The organism is Streptomyces sp. NEAU-174 (assembly GCF_052665095.1).
The window spans coordinates 192,101-210,215 of record NZ_JBQTCE010000009.1 but is presented as its reverse complement, the minus strand read 5'-3'; the positions used below and the strand labels follow the sequence as shown (position 1 = coordinate 210,215).

Sequence of the window (18,115 nt, the reverse complement as noted above, 5' to 3'; positions counted from 1 at the left end):
CGCTCATGACCCGAGCCCCACGGACGTGAGCGCCTGGCCGACCTGGCGCTGCTGCTTGTCGATCAGGGCGCCGTACTTCTTCCCCGGCACCCACACGTCCTTCCAGTCGTTCTGCCGCAACGCCCGCTTCCAGCACGAAGTCCGGCGCATCCGGTCCACCACCCTCACGATCGCCCGCTGTTCGTCGTCGTTCAGCCCGGGCGGGGCCATGACCCCGCCGACGCTCACCACGGACTCGTCCCCGTAGCCGAGTGCGCCGAGGGTGGGAGCGTCGATGCCCTCGGGAGCCTTGTCGCCGCTGACCGCGAGGACCCGCAGCTTCCCGGCCTCGATCTGCGGCCGGACCTCCGTCAGCGTGGAGATGCCGACCTTCGAGGCCCCGCTCAGCAGCAGGTTGAGCACCTCCCCGCCGCCACCGGTGGGCACATATGTGATCTTGCGCGCCGAGATGCCCTCGGCCTTGGCGAGGGCGGCCACCATGATGTGATCCGGGCCGCCCAGCGATCCGCCCACCCAGGACGTCCGCTTGGGGTCCTTGCGCATGGCGGCCAGCACCGAGCGCAGGTCGTGGAAGGGGGAGCGGGCGGGCACCACGATCGCGGAGGTGCTCACCGTGAGCCCCGCCACGGGGGTGAGCTCGGACAGCTTCACGGGGGAGTGGTTCTGGATGGCGCCGCCGATCATGGTCACCGTGTCCATGGTCATCAGCTGGTACGGATCGCCTTTGCGCCCCGCCATCCGGGCGAGCCCGATGGTGCCGCCCGCGCCCGGGGCGTTGGTGACCGTGACGTCCTCGTCGATGATCTCGCAGCTGGTGAGCGCGGAACCGATGCCGCGCGCCCGGGAGTCCCAGCCGCCGCCGACGCTCCCGGGAGCGAGGATCGAAAGACCCCGGGACGGGTAGTCGGCGACGGCGCCCGAGTCGTCCAGCGAACCGATGGTGCACGCGCTGCTCACCGTGGCCACGAGGGCGACCACCACTGCCAGACGAGGGCCGTTCCTGAGGAGAGGGGGCATGGGGGACGCTCCAGGCGGGGGAGGGGAAGCCGAAGTGGGCTGGAGCTTGCGCCTCCGCCGGCGGCCCGTACAAGACGATTGACTCGAAGGCATCAATGGCCGACGCTGCCCGGATGCCCGTCGTGATCGAGCTGGGGTCCGCCCCGGAGCACCGCATCAGCACCCGTCTGTCCCCGCTCGCCGAACTGTGCGCCTGTCTGCACGCGCTGGACGGGCCACGCCACCATCCGGCCAGCAGGCGCTGGGTGGGCGCGGTCCTCCAGGGCGCGGACGAGCGGCTGCTGGAGCGGGCCGGCGGATGGGCGCCGCTGTGGGGCGCCTTCCGCGCCCGCTATCTGCTGCCCCTCGCCCCGGGCCCGGAGCGCGAGCTGGAGGAGGAGCTGGCGGCGGTCGCCGGGCTGGACGAGGAGACGTTCACGACCATGACCGAGCAGGCGCTCGTCGGCAAGAACGGCCATGGTCCGGGGCCCGGTCACGGTCCGGGTTCCGGTCACGACCTGGGCTCCGGCCACGGTCCGGGTTCCGGATCCCGGCGCGGCGGCCGCGCGCCGGAGCGCTTCCTGGCCCGGCTGCGGCAGCTCTCCGAGCGCCGGTTCGCCCTGGGGCTGCGGCTGCTGGCGGACCCCTCCGGATTCCGCGACGGCCTTCTAGCCTTCCTGTCCGCCGTGGCCGAGGAGGTCTTCGAGGCGGAGTGGACGCGGCTGCGCCCCACCCTGGAGGCCGACGCCCGGGTCCGCTCCCATGAACACTCCCGCTACGGGGCGGCGGTGCTGGCCGGATTCCCCACCGCCCGCATGGAGCAGGACCCGCCCCGGGTGGTCTTCGACAAGCTCTACAACGCGCGGGCCAGCCTCGCCGACAGCCCCTGTCTGCTGGTGCCGTCGCTGCACATCAACCCGCATCTCGCGATCAAGCACTACCCCGGCTACCCGGTCGTGGTGCAGTACCCGGTGCGCCACGGGGCGGGTGCGGAGCCGACCGCCCTGGACGTGGTGATGCGCGGGCTGCGGGCGCTGGACGAGCCGCTGCGCATCCGGATGTGCCGGGCGCTGCTGCGGCAGTCGATGACGACGACGGAGCTGGCCACCCAGTTCGAGATGACGCCGCCGCAGATGTCGCGGCATCTGCGCAAGCTGCGGGAGGCCGGCATGGTGCACACCCACCGGGAGGGGGCGCGGGTGCACTACCAGCTGGACGAGGCGGCGGTGCGCAATCTCGGCGTCGACCTGCTCTCCGCGCTGCACCGCTGACCGATATCGGCGGAGCCGGCGACGGAGGTACCGGCGGAGGTATTGACGCTCAGGCGGCAATCATCTTGAGCGTGCGCCGACCGTTGCGGATCGTGGCGGCACCCGCGACGGCAGAAGGAAGCGATACGTGACCACCCCCCGTGTCAAGACCACCAAGGCGTTCTACCGCACCGGCTCCACCACCTGGTTCGCCTCCCGGCACGACCAGCGGTTCTCGTACGGCCTGCACATCCCGTCCGTCCACGAGACCACCGACACCCCGCTGCCGCTCATGGTGATCCAGCACGGCACCGGGCGCACCGCGTCCCAGTACCGGGACGCGATGGCCGAGTTCTCCGAGCGGCACGGCTGTGTCGTGCTCACCCCGATGTTCCCGGCGGGCATCGACGACCCGGAGGACCTGCACAACTTCAAGTTCATCGAGTACCGCGGCATCCGCTACGACGAGCAGCTGCTCGCGATCGTGGCCGAGGCGGGCGAGCGGTTCCACATCGACACCGAGCGCTTTCTGCTCCAGGGCTTCTCGGGCGGCGGGCAGTTCGCACACCGCTTCCTCTATCTGCACCCCGACCGGCTGTGCGGAGTGTCCATCGGGGCGCCCGGCCGGGTCACGCTGATCGACCCGGACCGCGAGTGGTGGCTGGGTACGAAGGGGTTCGAGCAGCGCTTCGGGGCCCCGCTGCGGCTGGCGGACATCCGTAAGGTGCCCGTGCACATGGTGGTCGGGGCGGAGGACACCGAGACCTGGGAGATCAACAACCCGGGTGACTCCAACTGGATGGACGGCGCCGACGCCGTCGGGCGCACCCGCGTGGAGCGCATCACCGCGCTGCGGGACAACTACACCGAGCTGGGCATCGACGTCACCCTCGACATCGTGCCCGGCGTCGGGCACCGGGGGATGGGGGTGCTGGACTCGGTCCGGCGCTTCGCGGAGCGGGTCCTTCCGCGCGTCGTCTGAGCCCTGTGGGCCCGATACGCCCACGGATACGCCCACGGGCACGGCTGTGCCCGATGCGCCCACCGACACGGCTGTGCCCCCGGGCGGCGACACATCGGCCGCCACCCGGGGGCACAGGCGAATCAGAATCAGCGGAGCGCGTCCCTACGGGGCCGCCCGCTCCTTGGGAGCGGGGTCCGAGGAGGCCGCCGGGGCGGTGGAGCGGCCCGCGGTGAGGCGCTCCTTGACCAGGGCGAGGGCCACCACGAGCACGGCCACCAGCGCGGAGAGGATCACCTGCTCGCGCCCGTCCTTGTCGGTGAGCATGTAGACCAGGACGAACGAGATCATCGCGATCGTCGCCCAGGTCAGATACGGGAAGAGCCACATCCGGACGATCAGTTTCTCGGGGTTCTCGCGCAGGATCATCCCGCGCATCCGCAGCTGGCTGAAGCAGATCACCAGCCAGACGAAGAGCGCGACAGCGCCCGAGGAGTTCAGCAGGAAGGTGAAGACGGTGTCCGGCCACTGGTAGTTGAACCACACCGCGACGAAGCCGAAGACGACCGAGCCGAGGATCGCGGCCTGCGGAACGCCGCGGGAGTTGGTGCGGGCGAAGGCGGCCGGGGCGTCGCCGCGCTGGCCGAGCGAGAAGGCCATGCGGGAGGCGGTGTAGAGGCCGGAGTTCAGACACGAGAGCACGGCGGTCAGCACGATCACGTTCATGATGTCGCCGGCGTGCGGTATGCCGATCGAGTCGAGCGCCGCGACATAGCTGCCCTTGTCGGCGATCGCCTTGGAGTCCCAGGGCAGCAGGGTGACCACGACGAAGATCGAGCCGAGGTAGAAGACCGCGATACGCCAGATCACGCTGTTGGTGGCCTTGGTGACCGCCCGCCGCGGGTTCTCGGACTCACCGGCCGCGAGGGTGACGATCTCGCTGCCCATGAAGGAGAAGACCACCAGGAGTATGCCGGTGAGGATGGCACCCGGCCCGTTCGGCAGGAAGCCGCCGCTGTCGGTGAGGTGGCCCAGGCCCGCGCCCTCGTTGTTCGAATGCGGCAGCAGCCCGAACACCGCGAGCCCGCCGACCACGATGAACGCGGCGATCGCCACGACCTTGATCCCGGCGAACCAGAACTCGAACTCACCGTAGGAGCCGACCGAGACCAGGTTGGTCGCGGTGAGCACCACCATCACGATCAGCGCCCAGCCCCACTGCGGGACGGCCGGCCACCAGCCCTCCAGGATCTTGGCGCCGGCGGTGGCCTCGACCGCCAGCACCACGACCCAGAAGAACCAGTACAGCCAGCCGATGGAGAAACCGGCCCAGCGGCCGAGCGCCCGGTCGGCGTAGGCGGAGAAGGAGCCGGAGGTGGGGTTGGCGGCGGACATCTCGCCGAGCATCCGCATGACGAAGACGACCATGAGGCCGACCAGCGCATACGAGACGAGAATGCCGGGGCCGGCCTTGGCGATACCCGCACTGGAGCCGACGAAGAGGCCGGCGCCGATCACGCCGCCGATCGCGATCATCGAAAGATGGCGGTTCTTGAGTCCCGCCTTGAGGCCGTCGGGCGAGCCCGGGTCGCCGGGGGGTCGCTGCTGCTCCGGCGTGGTCGCAGGTTGTGCGCTCATGTGCTCGATTCCTTTGCTCTCGCGTTACGAGCGACGCCAGTGAATCTCAGGAGGTCGGCCAGTTGAACCTTTGAATCCAGATTGTTACTTGAGGTTTTCATGAGGTTCTTTGGCATTACAGGGATTTATGCGTCGCCTACCCTGGGCGGCGAGGCCCACACGGCCATGACACACTCGGTACATGCGCGTGTACCTCGGCTCCGACCATGCCGGTTTCGAACTCAAGAACCACCTCGTGGAGTGGCTCAAGGCGGCCGGCCATGAGCCCGTCGACTGCGGCCCGCACATCTATGACGCCCAGGACGACTACCCGCCGTTCTGCCTGCGCGCCGCGGAGCGGACCGCCGCCGACCCGCAGAGCCTCGGCATCGTCATCGGCGGATCCGGCAATGGTGAGCAGATCGCGGCGAACAAGGTCAAGGGGGTGCGCGCGGCCCTTGCCTGGAGCGAGGAGACCGCGGCCCTCGGCCGTGAGCACAACAACGCCAATGTCATCAGCGTCGGCGCCCGGATGCACACCCGGGACGAGGCCACCAAGTTTGTCGAGATTTTCCTTAACACTCCGTACTCGGGCGAGGAGCGGCACACCCGCCGTATCGAGATGCTCGCCGGTTACGAGACCACCGGCGAGCTGCCGCCCATCCCGGCCCACCATCCGCAAGGCGACTGATGCCCGAAGGGCACACCATCCACCGGCTGGCCGCCGATCACCTCGAGATCTTCGGCGGCCGGCCCGTCCGGGCCACCAGCCCACAGGGGAAGTTCGCGGACGGCGCCGGGCTGATCGACGGCCAGCCGCTGCGCCACGCCGAGGCGCACGGCAAGCACCTCTTCCTGGACTTCGCTGCCACCGGCTGGGTCCATGTCCACCTGGGGCTCTTCGGCACGTACGCCTTCGGCCCGGCCCCCGCCCCGCCGCCCACCGACACCGTCCGGCTGCGGCTGGCGAACCCCGAGGGGTACGCGGATCTGCGCGGCCCGGCCGCCTGCGCCCTGATCACCGACGGCGAGAAGCAGGTGATCCACGACCGGCTGGGCCCCGATCCGCTGCGCCCGGCGGACGACGGCGAGCGGGCCTGGGCCCGGATCTCCCGCAGCCGGGTCAGCGTGGCCGCGCTGCTCATGGACCAGAAGGTGATCTCCGGGGTCGGGAACGTCTACCGCGCCGAGGTGCTCTTCCGGCACGGGATCGACCCCTACCGGCCCGGCCGTGCGCTGACCCGCGCCGAATGGGACGCGATATGGGCCGATCTGGTGGCGCTGATGCGCGAGGGGGTGCGGAACAACCGGATCGATACGGTCCGCCCCGAGCACACCCCCGAGGCGATGGGCCGCCCGCCGCGCGTGGACGACCACGGCGGCGAGGTCTATGTCTACCGGCGCGCCGGACAGCCCTGCCACATCTGTGGTGGCGAGATCCGCACCGCCGATCTCGCCGCCCGCAATCTCTTCTGGTGCCCCGACTGCCAGCGCGTCTGAGCCCTCAGAAGCCGTGCGGCAGCCACGGGGCGACCGGGGTCGCGAACGCGGTAGTGGCCTCCGTAAGGGCGCCCTGACGGGCCTCCTGGACGCGCCCCGCACCCGCCAGCGCGGTCAGCGAGACGCCACCGAGATACGCCGCTCCCAGCTCCCGCACGCCCAGCCGGAGATCGGGAGCGTCGTTTGTGCGCTCACAGGAGGCGCCCTTGGCGTCGCCGCTCAGCCGCCAGCGCCCCTCGTTCCAGGGGCAGAAGGGGTCGGTGACCTCCAGGACGGTCTCCACGGGCGTGGGGTACGTCCGCGCCTCGAGCGCGGCCCCCACGTCCACCAGGCGCACGAACAGCGAGTCGCGCAGCCTTACGGCGCACCGCCGGATGTCCGAGACCAGGAGCTGCCAGGGATCGTCGACCGGACGGGGGCCGGTCCGGACCACCGAGGTCAGGTCGAGGTCGAAGAGGAAGCGCCACAGGGCCGCGTAGGACGCCGGGTCCAGGGCCTCCAGGTCGCGCAGGACGACCGTGCCCTTCGGCCCGGCCAGATCCCAGTCGGGCTTGACCGCGAACCGCACATAGCCGCTGACCTCGCCGCCCGACTCGGCCAGCACACAGCGCAGCGGGGACGCCCCCTCGCGGTCGCCCGGCGGGTCGAGCAGCGGCACCCGCTCCCAGCCGGGGATCCGCTCCAGCATTCCCGGCCGGGTGCGCACCCGGCGGGCGTAGACGGCCTCGCACGCCTCGACGGCGGACTCCAGGGGCACGGCACGCAGCCGTACGTCGTCCACGCCCTCGGGGGCGGTCAGCCGCACCCGGGTGGTGTCGATCTCGGCGTAGGCGGACTGCGTGGCCGCGCCGTAGCCGAACCGTCCGTAGATGTCCGGTTCCGACGCGGTCAGAACGGCCAGCGGCTCATCGCCCGCCGCGCGGATGTCGTCCAACTGCCGCCGCATCATGGCCCGGAGCACCCCGCGCCGCCGGTGCGTGGCCTGCACGCTCACCATCGTGACCCCGGCCGCCGGGACGATCCCGCCGCCCGGGACCGACAGCCGGAAGCTGAACAGCCCCGCCGTGCCCACGATGTCGGCGCCGTCCCAGGCGCCGATCGAGCGCTCGCATTCGGTCAACTCCCGCCAGAGCGCGGATTCCTCCGGCGCTTCGGGAACCCCACCGAATCCGAGTACCAGTTTTCCGTACCAATCATCCCAAATCGATGGGTCGAGCACGCGCAGCTCAGTCCTCATATTCCCATCCCTAGCAGCCGTTTCCCGTACACGCGAACGAATTTCGCTTACGATTGCCCCCCTGGCTGGGTGGTTCAACGCGCCACGAATCGACGCGCGTCCGAACGGGTGGGTAGGGTCCCGATGCAATGACTGGCGGCGTGGACACTCCGTGGGCCCGGATGCGCAGAGTTCTGCACCGGGCTCGCACAGGCGTGCGCAAAGCCGGAGTGGACTACTTCCGGGGTGAGGGCTCCGACCGGCTCGCCCTGACCGCGCTGCTCCTCGGCGTCCCCGCCATCGCCGGAGGCACCATCGCCCAGCCCGACTGGTGCTCCCCGTCCGCCCTGGTCCTGCCCATCGTCGCGGGCGGGCTGCTGCTGCGCCCCGCCAGCCTGCTCGCCCTGTACGCGGCGGCCGCCACGGCCCTGATCGTGGAGTCCGCCGTGCTCGGCCCGTACACCGAGGAGGACGCCTCCTCCCGGGTCACCCCCGGCACCATCCTGGTCGTCGCCGCCGTCGGCTTCTTCGGCCTGCTGATCGCCCAGTTCCGCAGCCGCGTCGGGGTGCCCTGGCGGCGCGGCGGCACCATGCTCTTCGACCTGCGCGAGCGCATCCGCGTCCAGAGCAAGCTGCCCAACCTGCCGCGCGGCTGGCACCGCGAGATGGCGCTGCGCCCGGCCGGCGGGCAGTCCTTCTCCGGTGACTTCGTCGTGGCCGCCCGCACCGGCGGCGGCCGCACCCTCGAGGTCGTCCTCACCGACGTCTCCGGTAAGGGCATGGACGCCGCCTCGCGCGCCCTGCTGCTCTCCGGCGCCTTCGGCGGCCTCCTCGGCTCCCTGCCCCCGCACGGCTTCCTCCCGGCCGCCAACGGCTATCTCCTGCGCCAGGACTGGGACGAGGGCTTCGCGACCTCCATCCATCTCGTCCTCGACCTCGACAGCGGCGACTTCGAGCTCTTCTCCGCCGGACATCTGCCCGCGCTCCAGCTGAGCGCGGGCACCGGCAAGTGGGAGGAGAAGTCCGCGGACGGCCCGCTGCTGGGCGTCTACGACGGCGCCCAATTCGACCCCACCAAGGGCACGCTGCGGCCCGGCGACGTCCTGATGCTCTTCACCGACGGCCTCGTGGAGACCGCGGACCGGGACATCAGCGAGGGCATCGACCGCCTCACCGGCGAGGCGGACCGCTATGTCGGCTCCGGCTTCCACGGCGCCGCCTGGCATCTGATCGAGACGGTCGCGAAGGACGTCAACGACGACCGCGCGCTGCTGCTGATCTGCCGCCAGTAAGGGCGACTCGGCGCCTTACGGCTCGATCGGCCCGCCCGGCGGGGGTTAGCCCCACCCCGGATACGCCGGTGGCCGTCATGGCTGCCGAGGGGCCGTGATCCGTACGTTCGAGGGGAATCGGGCGAACTCCTCGGAAGGGTCACCACCATGGGGCTGCGCAAGCGGCGACAGACAGCGGCGGCACCGGCCCCGCACCACGCCCATGCCATCGAACTCCACGGCGTCCAGCGCCGCTACGGCCGGGGCCGTACCGCCGTCCACGCCCTGCGCGGTATCGACCTGGCCCTTCCGCACGGCAGCTTCACCGCCGTCATGGGCCCCTCCGGCTGCGGCAAATCGACATTCCTCCAGTGCGCGGCCGGGCTCGACCGGCCGACCGCCGGGACCGTCAAACTCGGCGGTATCGAAATCACCGGAATGAGTGAGAACACGCTCACCGCGTTGCGCCGCGCCCGCCTCGGGTTCGTCTTCCAGTCCTTCAACCTCCTCCCCTCCCTGACCGTCGAGCAGAACGTGCTGCTCCCGATGCGGCTCGCGGGCGCCCGCCCGGACCGTCACCGGGCCCATGAGGTGCTCGCCCAGGTCGGTCTTGGGGACCAGGCCAGGCGGCGGCCCGGTGAGCTCTCGGGTGGGCAGCAGCAGCGTGTGGCCATCGCCCGGGCCCTCGTCACCCGCCCCGACGTGGTCTTCGCCGACGAGCCGACCGGCGCCCTGGACACCAACACCGCCGCCGAGGTGCTCACCCTCCTGCGGCAGGCCGTGGACGCGCTGGGCGCGACGGTCGTGATGGTCACCCACGACCCGGTCGCCGCGAGCTATGCCGACCGCGTGCTGTTCCTCGCCGACGGCGCGATCGCCGACCGGCTCCTCCGCTCCCCGGCACATGAGATCGCCGAGCGGATGGGCCGCCTCACCGCCCGCACCCCGGCCCTCGCTTCGACCGTCGAGGGGGCCTGGTGAGGCCGCTCACCAACGGGCTGGCCCGCGCCGCCGTCCGTTTCAAGCCGTCCGCCTTCGCGGGCACCTTCGTCGCCCTGGCCATGGCCGCGGCGATCGTGTCCGCGTGCGGCATCCTGCTGGAGACCGGCCTGCGGGCCTCCGTACCGCCGCAGCGCTATGCGGGCGCCCCGGTCGTGATCGCCGCCGACCAGCGGGTGCACTACGTCATCGGCCACGGCGACGGCCGCTCGGAGGAGTCCGAGCAGGTCCCCGACCGGGCCCGGCTCGACGCCTCCCTGGTGGCCACGGCGGCCCGTACCCCCGGAGCCGCGGCCGCGGCACCGGACGTGACCTTCCCCCTACGCAGCGCCCATGGGGCGCTCACCGGCCACGGCTGGGGCGCCGCGCCCTTCACCGGGGTGGTGCTCGCCTCGGGCTCGGCGCCCCGTGAGGGCGAGGCCGTGCTCAGCCCCGGGGCCGCCCGTGCGGCGGGCACCGGCGTCGGTGGCCGGATCACGGTGACCGCGCCGGACGGCCGCCACACCTTCCAGGTCTCCGGTGTGACCCGTAAGGGGGGCGGCGCCGACGGTGACGGCCTTACGGCGTGGTTCACCGACCGCGGGGCCCGTGCGCTGAGCGGTCACCCCACCACCGTGGACGCCGTCCTCGTCCGCCCCCGCACCGGCACCGGTCCCGACCGGCTGGCCGCCCATCTGGAGCGGGCGGTGAAGGGCGCGGCGCACTCCCCTCGTGTGCACACCGGCGGCGGGCGCGGCGCCGTCGAGGAACCCTCGCTCGCCAACGCCAGGGAGACGCTCATCGCGCTCGGCGGCTCCTTCGGCGGTATCGCGACCGCCGTCGCCGTCTTCACCACAGCGGGCACCGTCGCCCTCTCCGTGGGCCAGCGCGGCCGTGAGATGGCCCTGCTGCGGGCGATCGGCGCGACCCCGCGCCAGATCCGCCGCTCGGTCGCGGCCGAGGCGCTGCTGGTCGCCCCGCTCGCGGGCGCGGTCGGCCTGCTGCCCGGATGCGCGCTCGCCCGCTGGTGGTTCGGGCAGCTCGGGGAGAAGGGCGCCATCCCGGGGCCCGTGGAGCTCTCGATCTCCTGGATCCCGCTCCTCGTCGCCGTCGGGGCGGGCCTCCTCACCTCGCTCCTGGCGGGCCTGATGGCCGCCCGCCGCCCCGCGCGGATCCCGCCGGGGCGGGCGCTCGGCGAGGCGGCCGTGGAGCGGCTGCGGCCCGGTGTGATCCGTACGGTCCTCGGCGTCGCGGCCCTGGCCGGCGGCTGTGTCATGACCGGCGTCGCCGCCTCCGCCTCCGGCGACGACGCGGCCAACGCCGCCCTCGGGGTCGTGATGCTCTTCATGCTCGCCGTGGCCCTGCTCGGCCCGGTCATCGCCCGCCTGTGCGCCTGGCTGATCGGCCTGCCGCTGCGCGCCGGACCGGCGCCGGCCCATCTGGCCTCGGCCAACAGCCGGGCCAACGCCCGCCGCCTGGCCTCGGCGATCACTCCGATCGTGCTGGCCATGGCCTTCGCCTCGACCCTCGTCTTCATGCACACCAGCGAGGACCACACGGGCGCCCGCCAGCGGCGGGCGGGCATCGTCGCCGACCAGGTGATCTCGGCCCCGGAGGGGCTGCCGTCCGGTACGGCGGCCCGCGCCGCTTCCGTACGGGGCGTGGCCGCGTCCGTGGGGCTGCTGCGCACCGGAGTGCTGGTCCCGGTGGGCTCGGGCGACGGCCGCTGGCTGCGGACCGCGTCGGCGCAGGGCGTCTCCGGCAGCGGCCGCGACCTGGCGGCCGTACAGGACCTGGACGTCCGTGAGGGGCGCCTGGACGCCCTGGGACCGGGCCGGGTGGCCGTGGACGGGCTGCTGGCGAAGGCGGCGCACGCCCGGGTCGGCCACCGCCTCGCCCTCCACCTCCCGGACGGTACGACGATCTCGCCCACCGTGGTCGCGATCTACGGGCGCGGGCTGGGGATCGCCGAGCTCACCCTTCCCCGTACGGCGCTGTCCGGCCATGTGACGTCGGCGTACGACAGCCATGTGCTGGTGCGGGACGCCGAAGGCGCCGACCGTAAGGCCGTCGCCGCCGCGCTCGGCAGGCGGCTCGGCGAGGACGTCACGGACCGGGACGGCTATGCGGCGGCCCAGGACGAGGAGCGGAAGCTGAACGCCTGGGCCAACACCGTGATGGCGGGCGTCCTCGGCGGCTTCGCGGCCGTCGCCGCCGTCAACACCCTGGTGATGACCGTGCTGGACCGCCGCCGCGAGCTGGGCATGCTGCGGCTGATCGGCACCACCCGGCGGCAGGTGCTCGGGATGGTGCGCTGGGAGGCGCTGCTGGTGGCCACGGCGGGCATCGGCCTGGGCACGGCGATCGCCCTGGCCACGCTCGTGCCGATGATGCGCGGCCTGACCGGCGAGGACCCGTACGTCCCGCCGCTCACCTACGCGGGCTTCGCGGGCACCGCCGTGGCGCTGGGCCTCGCGGCGACGGCGCTCCCGGCCCGCGCGGCGCTGCGCCGCGCGACGCCGAAGCCGTGAGCCGTGGAAGCCGTGAGCCGTGAGCCCGTGGAAGAGCCGTAGCTGAGCCATGGCTGGGCCGTAGCTGAGCCGAGAAAGGGCTGGCCCGTGGGAATCCCCGGTCCAGCCCTTCGTGTCGTGGCGGCCGTTTGGCGCGCTAGCCCGCCGTCGTCGTGCGGCTGCGGGCCTGTTCGGCGGGGTCCTTACGGAAGGCCCAGGCCATCTTCGGCTCCATGGCGAAGCGGAAGGCCCGCTGCACGGGAGGCGTGCACAGCACGGTGACCACGCTACCGGCGATGATCGTGACCGCGATCTCACCCAGCGGCTTGTGCAGCCACTCGTACTCGTCGAACCAGCCCCAGAACCGGGAGCCCTTGGCCAGGAAGCCGTGCAGCAGATAGCCGTACAGCGTCCCGGCGCCCAGCACCGTGAACCACATGTGGCGCCGCGGCACCCAGGCGAAGAAGCAGCTGACGAGCACGACCGAGCAGCCGAAGAGGGCGAGCGTCATCACCGGGCCGGTCCACGGCGGCGCACCCAGCTCCTGGACGCTGTCGCGGTGGTAGAACCACGCCGAGCTCATCCGCGGTGCCGCCCAGTAGGCGAACACGAAGGCACACGCGAAGATCGGCACCGACGCGATCCGCACCGAGCGGCGGCGGATCATCTGGAAGTGCTCGGGCTTCATGCACAGGCCGAGGATGAAGAACGGCAGGAACTGGAGCAGCCGCTGCATGTCCAGGTCGTCGCCGATGTCGGGAGAGACCGCGGCGAGCGTGGCGACGGCGAGCGCGAGCGGGAGCGGCCAGCGCACCAGCTTCCAGATCGGAGTGGTCAGCCGCCATACGAACAGCGAGACCAGGAACCAGGTGAGGTACCAGGGGTCCAGCAGGCTGAAGTCGTACGTCGGATCGTCGTCCGCCCAGCGCTTGAAGAACGTGTACGCGACCTCGAAGATCACGTAGGGCACCGCGATGCCGGTGATCAGGCGCTTGAGCCGGTCCGGCCGCATGTCGAAGCTGCGCGAGAAGTAGCCGGAGATCACGATGAAGGCCGGCATGTGGAAGGTGTACACGACCATGTACAGCGCTTCCGCGGTGCGGCTGGTGTCGGTGAGCGGCTCCCAGGAGTGGGCCATCGCGACCAGCACGATCGCGAGGTACTTCGCGTTGTCGAAGAACGCGTCCCGCTGTTTGGGCTTCTGCCCGGCGGGGGAGGCGGCCGGCGGGGTGGTCGCCTGCTGCCCTGGTTCGTCGGCCCGCGGCGAGGGGGGAGTGGGCGCCGCCTCCTGGGGGAGCGGGGTCCGCTGATAACCGTGCGGGCGCAGGGAGTTGGTCACAGGCCCTCCCACCAGGAACTGGGGGAGACCACCCGGGACCTCACTGCGCGTGGGGGAGTCATGGCAGCGTGAAACATCTGAGGCACGATAGCGCTGAAACCTGTATTGCGTAAAACCTCGTTCAGTTTGCTTTCCGTTCATAGTCTTCGCGGCGCGGCCGATAGTCGCTCCCGGTAAGTCGACCGAGGAGTCGACAAAGCGATGCGATCATTCGATATCCGGGTGCGGGCTGTCCGTTCTGGGGCTTTCATCCCGCTTAATTGGGGCATATGCCCCGCAGGAGGCTCTGGCGGAATGTCTGATTCATTGATGTTTTGTCACCCTGCCGAGTGACCGCCGAGTGAATTCCGAATTCCTGCCCGAGATCATCCGGGGTGATCGGAATTCACCGCCCGGGCGGCTCGCCGAGTTGTGGGGAGGGTCACCCGTAACCCTTTGAATGAACGCTAACCGGACGGGTACCGGAGGGGTGGGTGTCGTGTGCACATGTGACCGTTTATCGCTCCACCCCACTGCTGAGCGGCGGGAGTTGATGGCACGATGGTGGCTGCGGGGGTGTGCGGGGTCGCGTGCTTCCGGGGCCTGTGAGACGTGTGCGACCGAGGGTGGGATGTTGTGGCCATTTCCCTGTCATTGGTACTGCTGGTGGGCATCATCCTGGTGTTCATGATCCGCAATGGCCGGGTCAAGTGGGGACCGGCCCTGGTCGCGATCCTCTTCGGGTTCCTGCTCGCCTCGTCCAATGTCGCGCCGGACATCCAGAAGTTCCTCGACTCGGCCGCCGAGGCCATCGCCGACATCAACCCCTGATCGCCGACCCCGGCATCGACTCCCGAGGCATCCACCCCCGCGTCCCGGGGAGCGGGTGCCCGAACGCGTGCGAGTGTGCGCAAACGCGAACGGCCCGGCTCCGGGGAACTCCCCGGGCCGGGCCGAAAGCCATGGAGCGGGCGACGGGAATCGAACCCGCGTAGCCAGTTTGGAAGACTGGGGCTCTACCATTGAGCTACGCCCGCACACGCCGCGTACACGGATGCACCGGTCTCCCGGACACCTCCGCCCAGGCATGATCACCCGGTTCGCGGCACGGCATGCATCGTAGCGGTTCCCGACCGTTCCCCGCACACCCTTGCCCACCAGTCGAATAACCGGCAGCCGGGGCGTCCGCGGGCATGTACCCTACGTGTCGCACCGACGGGGTGTGGCGCAGCTTGGTAGCGCGTCCGCTTTGGGAGCGGAAGGTCGTCGGTTCGAATCCGGCCACCCCGACCATCCACAGGCGTCAAGATCGCGTTGTGGGGCCCGTCATGCTTGCGGTTACTATGCAAGCTGCGTGTCTGTGTCTTTTTCACCGGACGCGAATCCGCTGCGACGCGACAGCGCACCGCAGCTGAACACCACACGTCAGCCCCCAAGGAGACCGAACCGTGAAGAGCGCCGTGGAGAACCTGAACCCGACCCGGGTTCGGCTCACTGTCGAGGTGCCCTTCGAGGAGCTCAAGCCCAGCCTCGACGCGGCGTACAAGAAGATCAACCAGCAGGTCACGGTGCCTGGGTTCCGCAAGGGCAAGATCCCGGCCCGCATCATCGACCAGCGGTTCGGTCGTGGCGCCGTGCTGGAGGAGGCCGTCAACGAGGCGCTCCCGAAGTTCTACACCGACGCGGTCAACGAGGGTGAGCTGAACCCGCTCGGCCAGCCCGAGGTCGACATCACCGAGCTCAAGGACAACGAGCTGCTGACCTTCACCGCCGAGGTGGACATCCGCCCGTCGATCGAGATCCCGGACTACTCCGGCATCGAGGTCACCGTCGACGCCGTCGAGGTCTCGGACGAGGACATCGACAAGTCCGTCGAGCAGCTGCGGGAGCGCTTCGCCACCACCAGCCCGGTGGAGCGCGCCGCCGCCGAGGGCGACATCGTCGTGATCGACCTCGAGGCCAAGGTCGACGGCGAGGTCCTGGAGGACGGTGTCGCCTCCGGCGTCACCTACACCATCGGCTCGGGCGAGCTGCTGGACGGCATCGACGAGGCCGTGACCGGCCTGGAGGCGGGTGGCGAGGCCACCTTCACCTCCGAGCTCAAGGGCGGCTCCGCCCAGGGCAAGGAGGCCGAGGTCTCGGTCAAGGTCTCCGAGGTCAAGGCCCGTGAGCTGCCCGAGCTCGACGACGACTTCGCCCAGCTGGCCAGCGAGTTCGACACCCTCGAGGAGCTGCGCGGCGACAGCCGTAAGCGCCTGGAGCGGTCGAAGAAGTTCGAGCAGGCCACCCAGGCCCAGGAGAAGGTGCTGGACGCCCTGCTGGAGCTGGTCGAGGTGCCGATCCCGGAGAAGCTCCTCCAGGACGAGATCAACACCCGTAAGCACAACCTCGAGCACCACCAGCTCGGCCAGATGGGCCTCAACCTGGAGTCGTACCTCCAGATGCAGGACAAGACCGCCGAGGAGTTCGAGGCCGAGCTCAGGGAGCAGGCCGAGAAGGGCATCCGGACCCAGTTCGTCCTCGACGAGCTGGTCAACAAGGAGCAGCTGTCCGTCGGCCAGGAGGAGCTCACCGAGCACCTCATGCGCCGTGCGCAGTCCTCCGGCATGAGCCCGGACCAGTTCGCCCAGGCCGTCGTCGAGGGCGGCCAGGTGCCGATGCTCGTCGGCGAGGTCGCCCGCGGCAAGGCGCTGGCCGTGGTGGTCGAGGCCGCCAAGGTCGTCGACGACAAGGGTGAGACCGTCGACCTGGACGACGAGGAGGACGAGACCGGCGAGACGGTCGAGGCCACCTCCGAGACGGCCGAGACCGCCGAGGAGCCCGCCGCGGCCGAGGCCGCCGAGGCGCCCGCGGAGTCCGAGGAGAAGCAGGACAAGGCCGAGAGCTGATCCCGGTCCGCTCCACAGCCCGTACGAACGGGCCCGAACGTCTGCGCGCGTCCGGGCCCGTTCGTGTTCCGCGACGCCGGTCCGGCGCCGGGACATGCGCTCAGAGCGAACAGTTCCTGATGCGGGATGGCGCCCGCCGACCAGCGCGTTAGGGTCCGTAGATACGAGGGCAGGGGAGTCTCGCGAGCCCGCCGGCCACAGCGGCGGCCAGGTCCCCACACCCCAGAAGAAGACGCTGAGACGGCCAGTCAGCCGTCAGAGACGAGCAGGTGGATACGTGACGAATACGATGCCTTCCGCCGCCGGCGAGCCGACCGTCGGTGGCCTCGGCGACCAGGTCTACAACCGGCTGCTCGGCGAGCGGATCATCTTCCTCGGCCAGCCGGTCGACGACGACATCGCCAACAAGATCACGGCTCAGCTGCTCCTGCTCGCCGCCGATCCGGAAAAGGACATTTACCTCTACATCAACTCCCCGGGCGGCTCGATCTCGGCGGGCATGGCGATCTACGACACCATGCAGTACATCCAGAACGACGTGGTCACCATCGCGATGGGCCTCGCCGCCTCCATGGGCCAGTTCCTGCTGAGCGCGGGGACCCCGGGCAAGCGCTTCGCGCTCCCCAACGCCGAGATCCTGATCCACCAGCCCTCCGCGGGTCTGGCGGGTTCCGCCTCGGACATCAAGATCCATGCCGAGCGGCTGCTGCACACCAAGAAGCGCATGGCCGAGCTGACCGCCTTCCACACCGGTCAGACCGTTGAGCAGATCGTCCGTGACTCCGACCGCGACCGCTGGTTCTCCGCCGAAGAGGCCAAGGAGTACGGCCTGGTCGACGACGTCATGACGTCCGCCTCCAGCGTTCCGGGCGGGGGCGGCACCGGGGCCTGAGGCCCGCCGTCCCGTAGCCGACCTCCAGCCCTCAGATCGCCACAGGATGGTGAAGACCCAGATGAGCAACTTCCCCGGCAGCGGCCTGTACACCGGCCCGATGGCCGAATCCCGCTATGTCGTTCCGCGCTTCGTCGAGCGCACCTCTCAGGGCATCCGCGAGTACGACCCGTACGCCAAGCTCTTCGAGGAGCGCGTGATCTTCCTGGGCGTCCAGATCGACGACGCCTCGGCCAACGACGTCATGGCGCAGCTGCTGTGCCTGGAGTCGATGGACCCGGACCGTGACATTTCGGTCTACATCAACTCTCCCGGCGGCTCGTTCACCGCGCTGACCGCCATCTACGACACGATGCAGTTCGTCAAGCCCGACATCCAGACGGTGTGCATGGGCCAGGCGGCGTCCGCCGCGGCCGTGCTGCTCGCCGCCGGTACGCCGGGCAAGCGAATGGCCCTGCCCAATGCCCGGATCCTGATCCACCAGCCGTACAGTGAGACCGGGCGCGGTCAGGTCTCCGATCTGGAGATCGCGGCCAACGAGATCCTGCGGATGCGCTCGCAGCTCGAGGAGATGCTGGCCAAGCACTCCACGACGCCCATCGAGAAGATCCGCGACGACATCGAGCGTGACAAGATCCTCACGGCCGAGGAGTCCCTGGCGTACGGTCTTGTGGACCAGATCGTCTCCACCCGTAAGACCTCGGTCGGTCTCGGCTGA

Annotated in this window: 15 protein-coding genes and 2 tRNA genes; 12 read left to right on the top strand and 5 right to left on the bottom strand. The window is 70.6% G+C overall.

Features of this window, described 5'->3' with window-relative positions:
• Nucleotides 1-3 precede the first annotated feature (3 nt).
• A complete protein-coding gene (locus tag ACT2CW_RS26760; protein WP_051572561.1) occupies nt 4-1,017 on the bottom strand; it encodes a Bug family tripartite tricarboxylate transporter substrate binding protein in 1,014 nt (337 codons plus the stop codon).
• A gap of 113 nt (nt 1,018-1,130) precedes the next feature.
• Here ACT2CW_RS26760 and ACT2CW_RS26755 point away from each other — a divergent pair, with 113 nt between their 5' ends.
• Both ACT2CW_RS26755 and ACT2CW_RS26750 read left to right on the top strand, forming a co-directional pair.
• Nucleotides 1,131-2,267: a DUF5937 family protein gene (locus ACT2CW_RS26755; RefSeq protein ID WP_445518523.1), complete on the top strand. Its 1,137-nt coding sequence runs from the start codon at nt 1,131-1,133 to the stop codon at nt 2,265-2,267.
• A 127-nt stretch (nt 2,268-2,394) separates the two neighbouring features.
• On the top strand, nt 2,395-3,228 hold the full coding sequence (locus tag ACT2CW_RS26750) for an alpha/beta hydrolase (protein ID WP_445518522.1): 834 nt from the start codon (nt 2,395-2,397) through the stop codon (nt 3,226-3,228).
• 144 nt (nt 3,229-3,372) lie between these two features.
• Here the strand turns inward: ACT2CW_RS26750 and ACT2CW_RS26745 are convergent, their stop codons facing one another.
• Nucleotides 3,373-4,845 (bottom strand): amino acid permease, encoded by a 1,473-nt coding sequence (locus ACT2CW_RS26745; protein WP_445518521.1) that lies wholly within the window; start codon nt 4,843-4,845, stop codon nt 3,373-3,375.
• Between the two features lie 181 nt (nt 4,846-5,026).
• On the opposite strand from ACT2CW_RS26745, the gene ACT2CW_RS26740 reads away from it, so the two are divergent.
• Both ACT2CW_RS26740 and ACT2CW_RS26735 read left to right on the top strand, forming a co-directional pair.
• Nucleotides 5,027-5,515, top strand: coding sequence for a ribose-5-phosphate isomerase (locus ACT2CW_RS26740; RefSeq protein ID WP_445518520.1), 489 nt, complete (start codon nt 5,027-5,029; stop codon nt 5,513-5,515).
• Complete coding sequence (locus ACT2CW_RS26735; protein ID WP_445518519.1) at nt 5,515-6,324, top strand: Fpg/Nei family DNA glycosylase; 810 nt, start codon at nt 5,515-5,517, stop codon at nt 6,322-6,324. Before ACT2CW_RS26740 ends, ACT2CW_RS26735 begins: the two co-directional genes overlap by 1 nt.
• A 4-nt stretch (nt 6,325-6,328) precedes the next feature.
• Here ACT2CW_RS26735 and ACT2CW_RS26730 read toward each other — a convergent pair whose 3' ends face one another.
• Nucleotides 6,329-7,561 carry a GNAT family N-acetyltransferase gene (locus ACT2CW_RS26730; protein ID WP_445518518.1) on the bottom strand — a complete coding sequence of 411 codons (1,233 nt, stop codon included), beginning with the start codon at nt 7,559-7,561 and terminating at the stop codon, nt 6,329-6,331.
• 128 nt (nt 7,562-7,689) lie between these two features.
• On the opposite strand from ACT2CW_RS26730, the gene ACT2CW_RS26725 reads away from it, so the two are divergent.
• The 3 genes from ACT2CW_RS26725 (at nt 7,690) to ACT2CW_RS26715 (ending at nt 12,320) form a co-directional block, all read left to right on the top strand.
• A complete protein-coding gene (locus ACT2CW_RS26725; protein WP_044575252.1) occupies nt 7,690-8,832 on the top strand; it encodes a PP2C family protein-serine/threonine phosphatase in 1,143 nt (380 codons plus the stop codon).
• Nucleotides 8,833-8,979: 147 nt separating this feature from the next.
• On the top strand, nt 8,980-9,792 hold the full coding sequence (locus tag ACT2CW_RS26720) for an ABC transporter ATP-binding protein (protein WP_182470350.1): 813 nt from the start codon (nt 8,980-8,982) through the stop codon (nt 9,790-9,792).
• On the top strand, nt 9,789-12,320 hold the full coding sequence (locus ACT2CW_RS26715) for an ABC transporter permease (RefSeq protein WP_445518517.1): 2,532 nt from the start codon (nt 9,789-9,791) through the stop codon (nt 12,318-12,320). The genes ACT2CW_RS26720 and ACT2CW_RS26715 overlap by 4 nt, the downstream gene beginning before the upstream one ends.
• Before the next feature lie 136 nt (nt 12,321-12,456).
• Here ACT2CW_RS26715 and ACT2CW_RS26710 read toward each other — a convergent pair whose 3' ends face one another.
• Nucleotides 12,457-13,638, bottom strand: coding sequence for an acyltransferase family protein (locus ACT2CW_RS26710; RefSeq protein WP_164428848.1), 1,182 nt, complete (start codon nt 13,636-13,638; stop codon nt 12,457-12,459).
• A gap of 615 nt (nt 13,639-14,253) precedes the next feature.
• On the opposite strand from ACT2CW_RS26710, the gene ACT2CW_RS26705 reads away from it, so the two are divergent.
• Nucleotides 14,254-14,448: a hypothetical protein gene (locus tag ACT2CW_RS26705; RefSeq protein ID WP_037945927.1), complete on the top strand. Its 195-nt coding sequence runs from the start codon at nt 14,254-14,256 to the stop codon at nt 14,446-14,448.
• Between the two features lie 132 nt (nt 14,449-14,580).
• Here ACT2CW_RS26705 and ACT2CW_RS26700 read toward each other — a convergent pair.
• Nucleotides 14,581-14,654: transfer RNA gene (locus tag ACT2CW_RS26700), tRNA-Gly, on the bottom strand.
• A gap of 179 nt (nt 14,655-14,833) precedes the next feature.
• On the opposite strand from ACT2CW_RS26700, the gene ACT2CW_RS26695 reads away from it, so the two are divergent.
• From ACT2CW_RS26695 to ACT2CW_RS26680, 4 genes are all read left to right on the top strand, one after another.
• Nucleotides 14,834-14,910: transfer RNA gene (locus ACT2CW_RS26695), tRNA-Pro, on the top strand.
• A 155-nt stretch (nt 14,911-15,065) separates the two neighbouring features.
• Entirely contained in the window at nt 15,066-16,505 is a 1,440-nt protein-coding gene (tig, locus tag ACT2CW_RS26690; protein ID WP_445518516.1) for a trigger factor, read from the top strand.
• A gap of 289 nt (nt 16,506-16,794) precedes the next feature.
• On the top strand, nt 16,795-17,397 hold the full coding sequence (locus ACT2CW_RS26685) for an ATP-dependent Clp protease proteolytic subunit (RefSeq protein WP_166483499.1): 603 nt from the start codon (nt 16,795-16,797) through the stop codon (nt 17,395-17,397).
• Between the two features lie 46 nt (nt 17,398-17,443).
• A complete protein-coding gene (locus tag ACT2CW_RS26680; protein WP_171072707.1) occupies nt 17,444-18,115 on the top strand; it encodes an ATP-dependent Clp protease proteolytic subunit in 672 nt (223 codons plus the stop codon).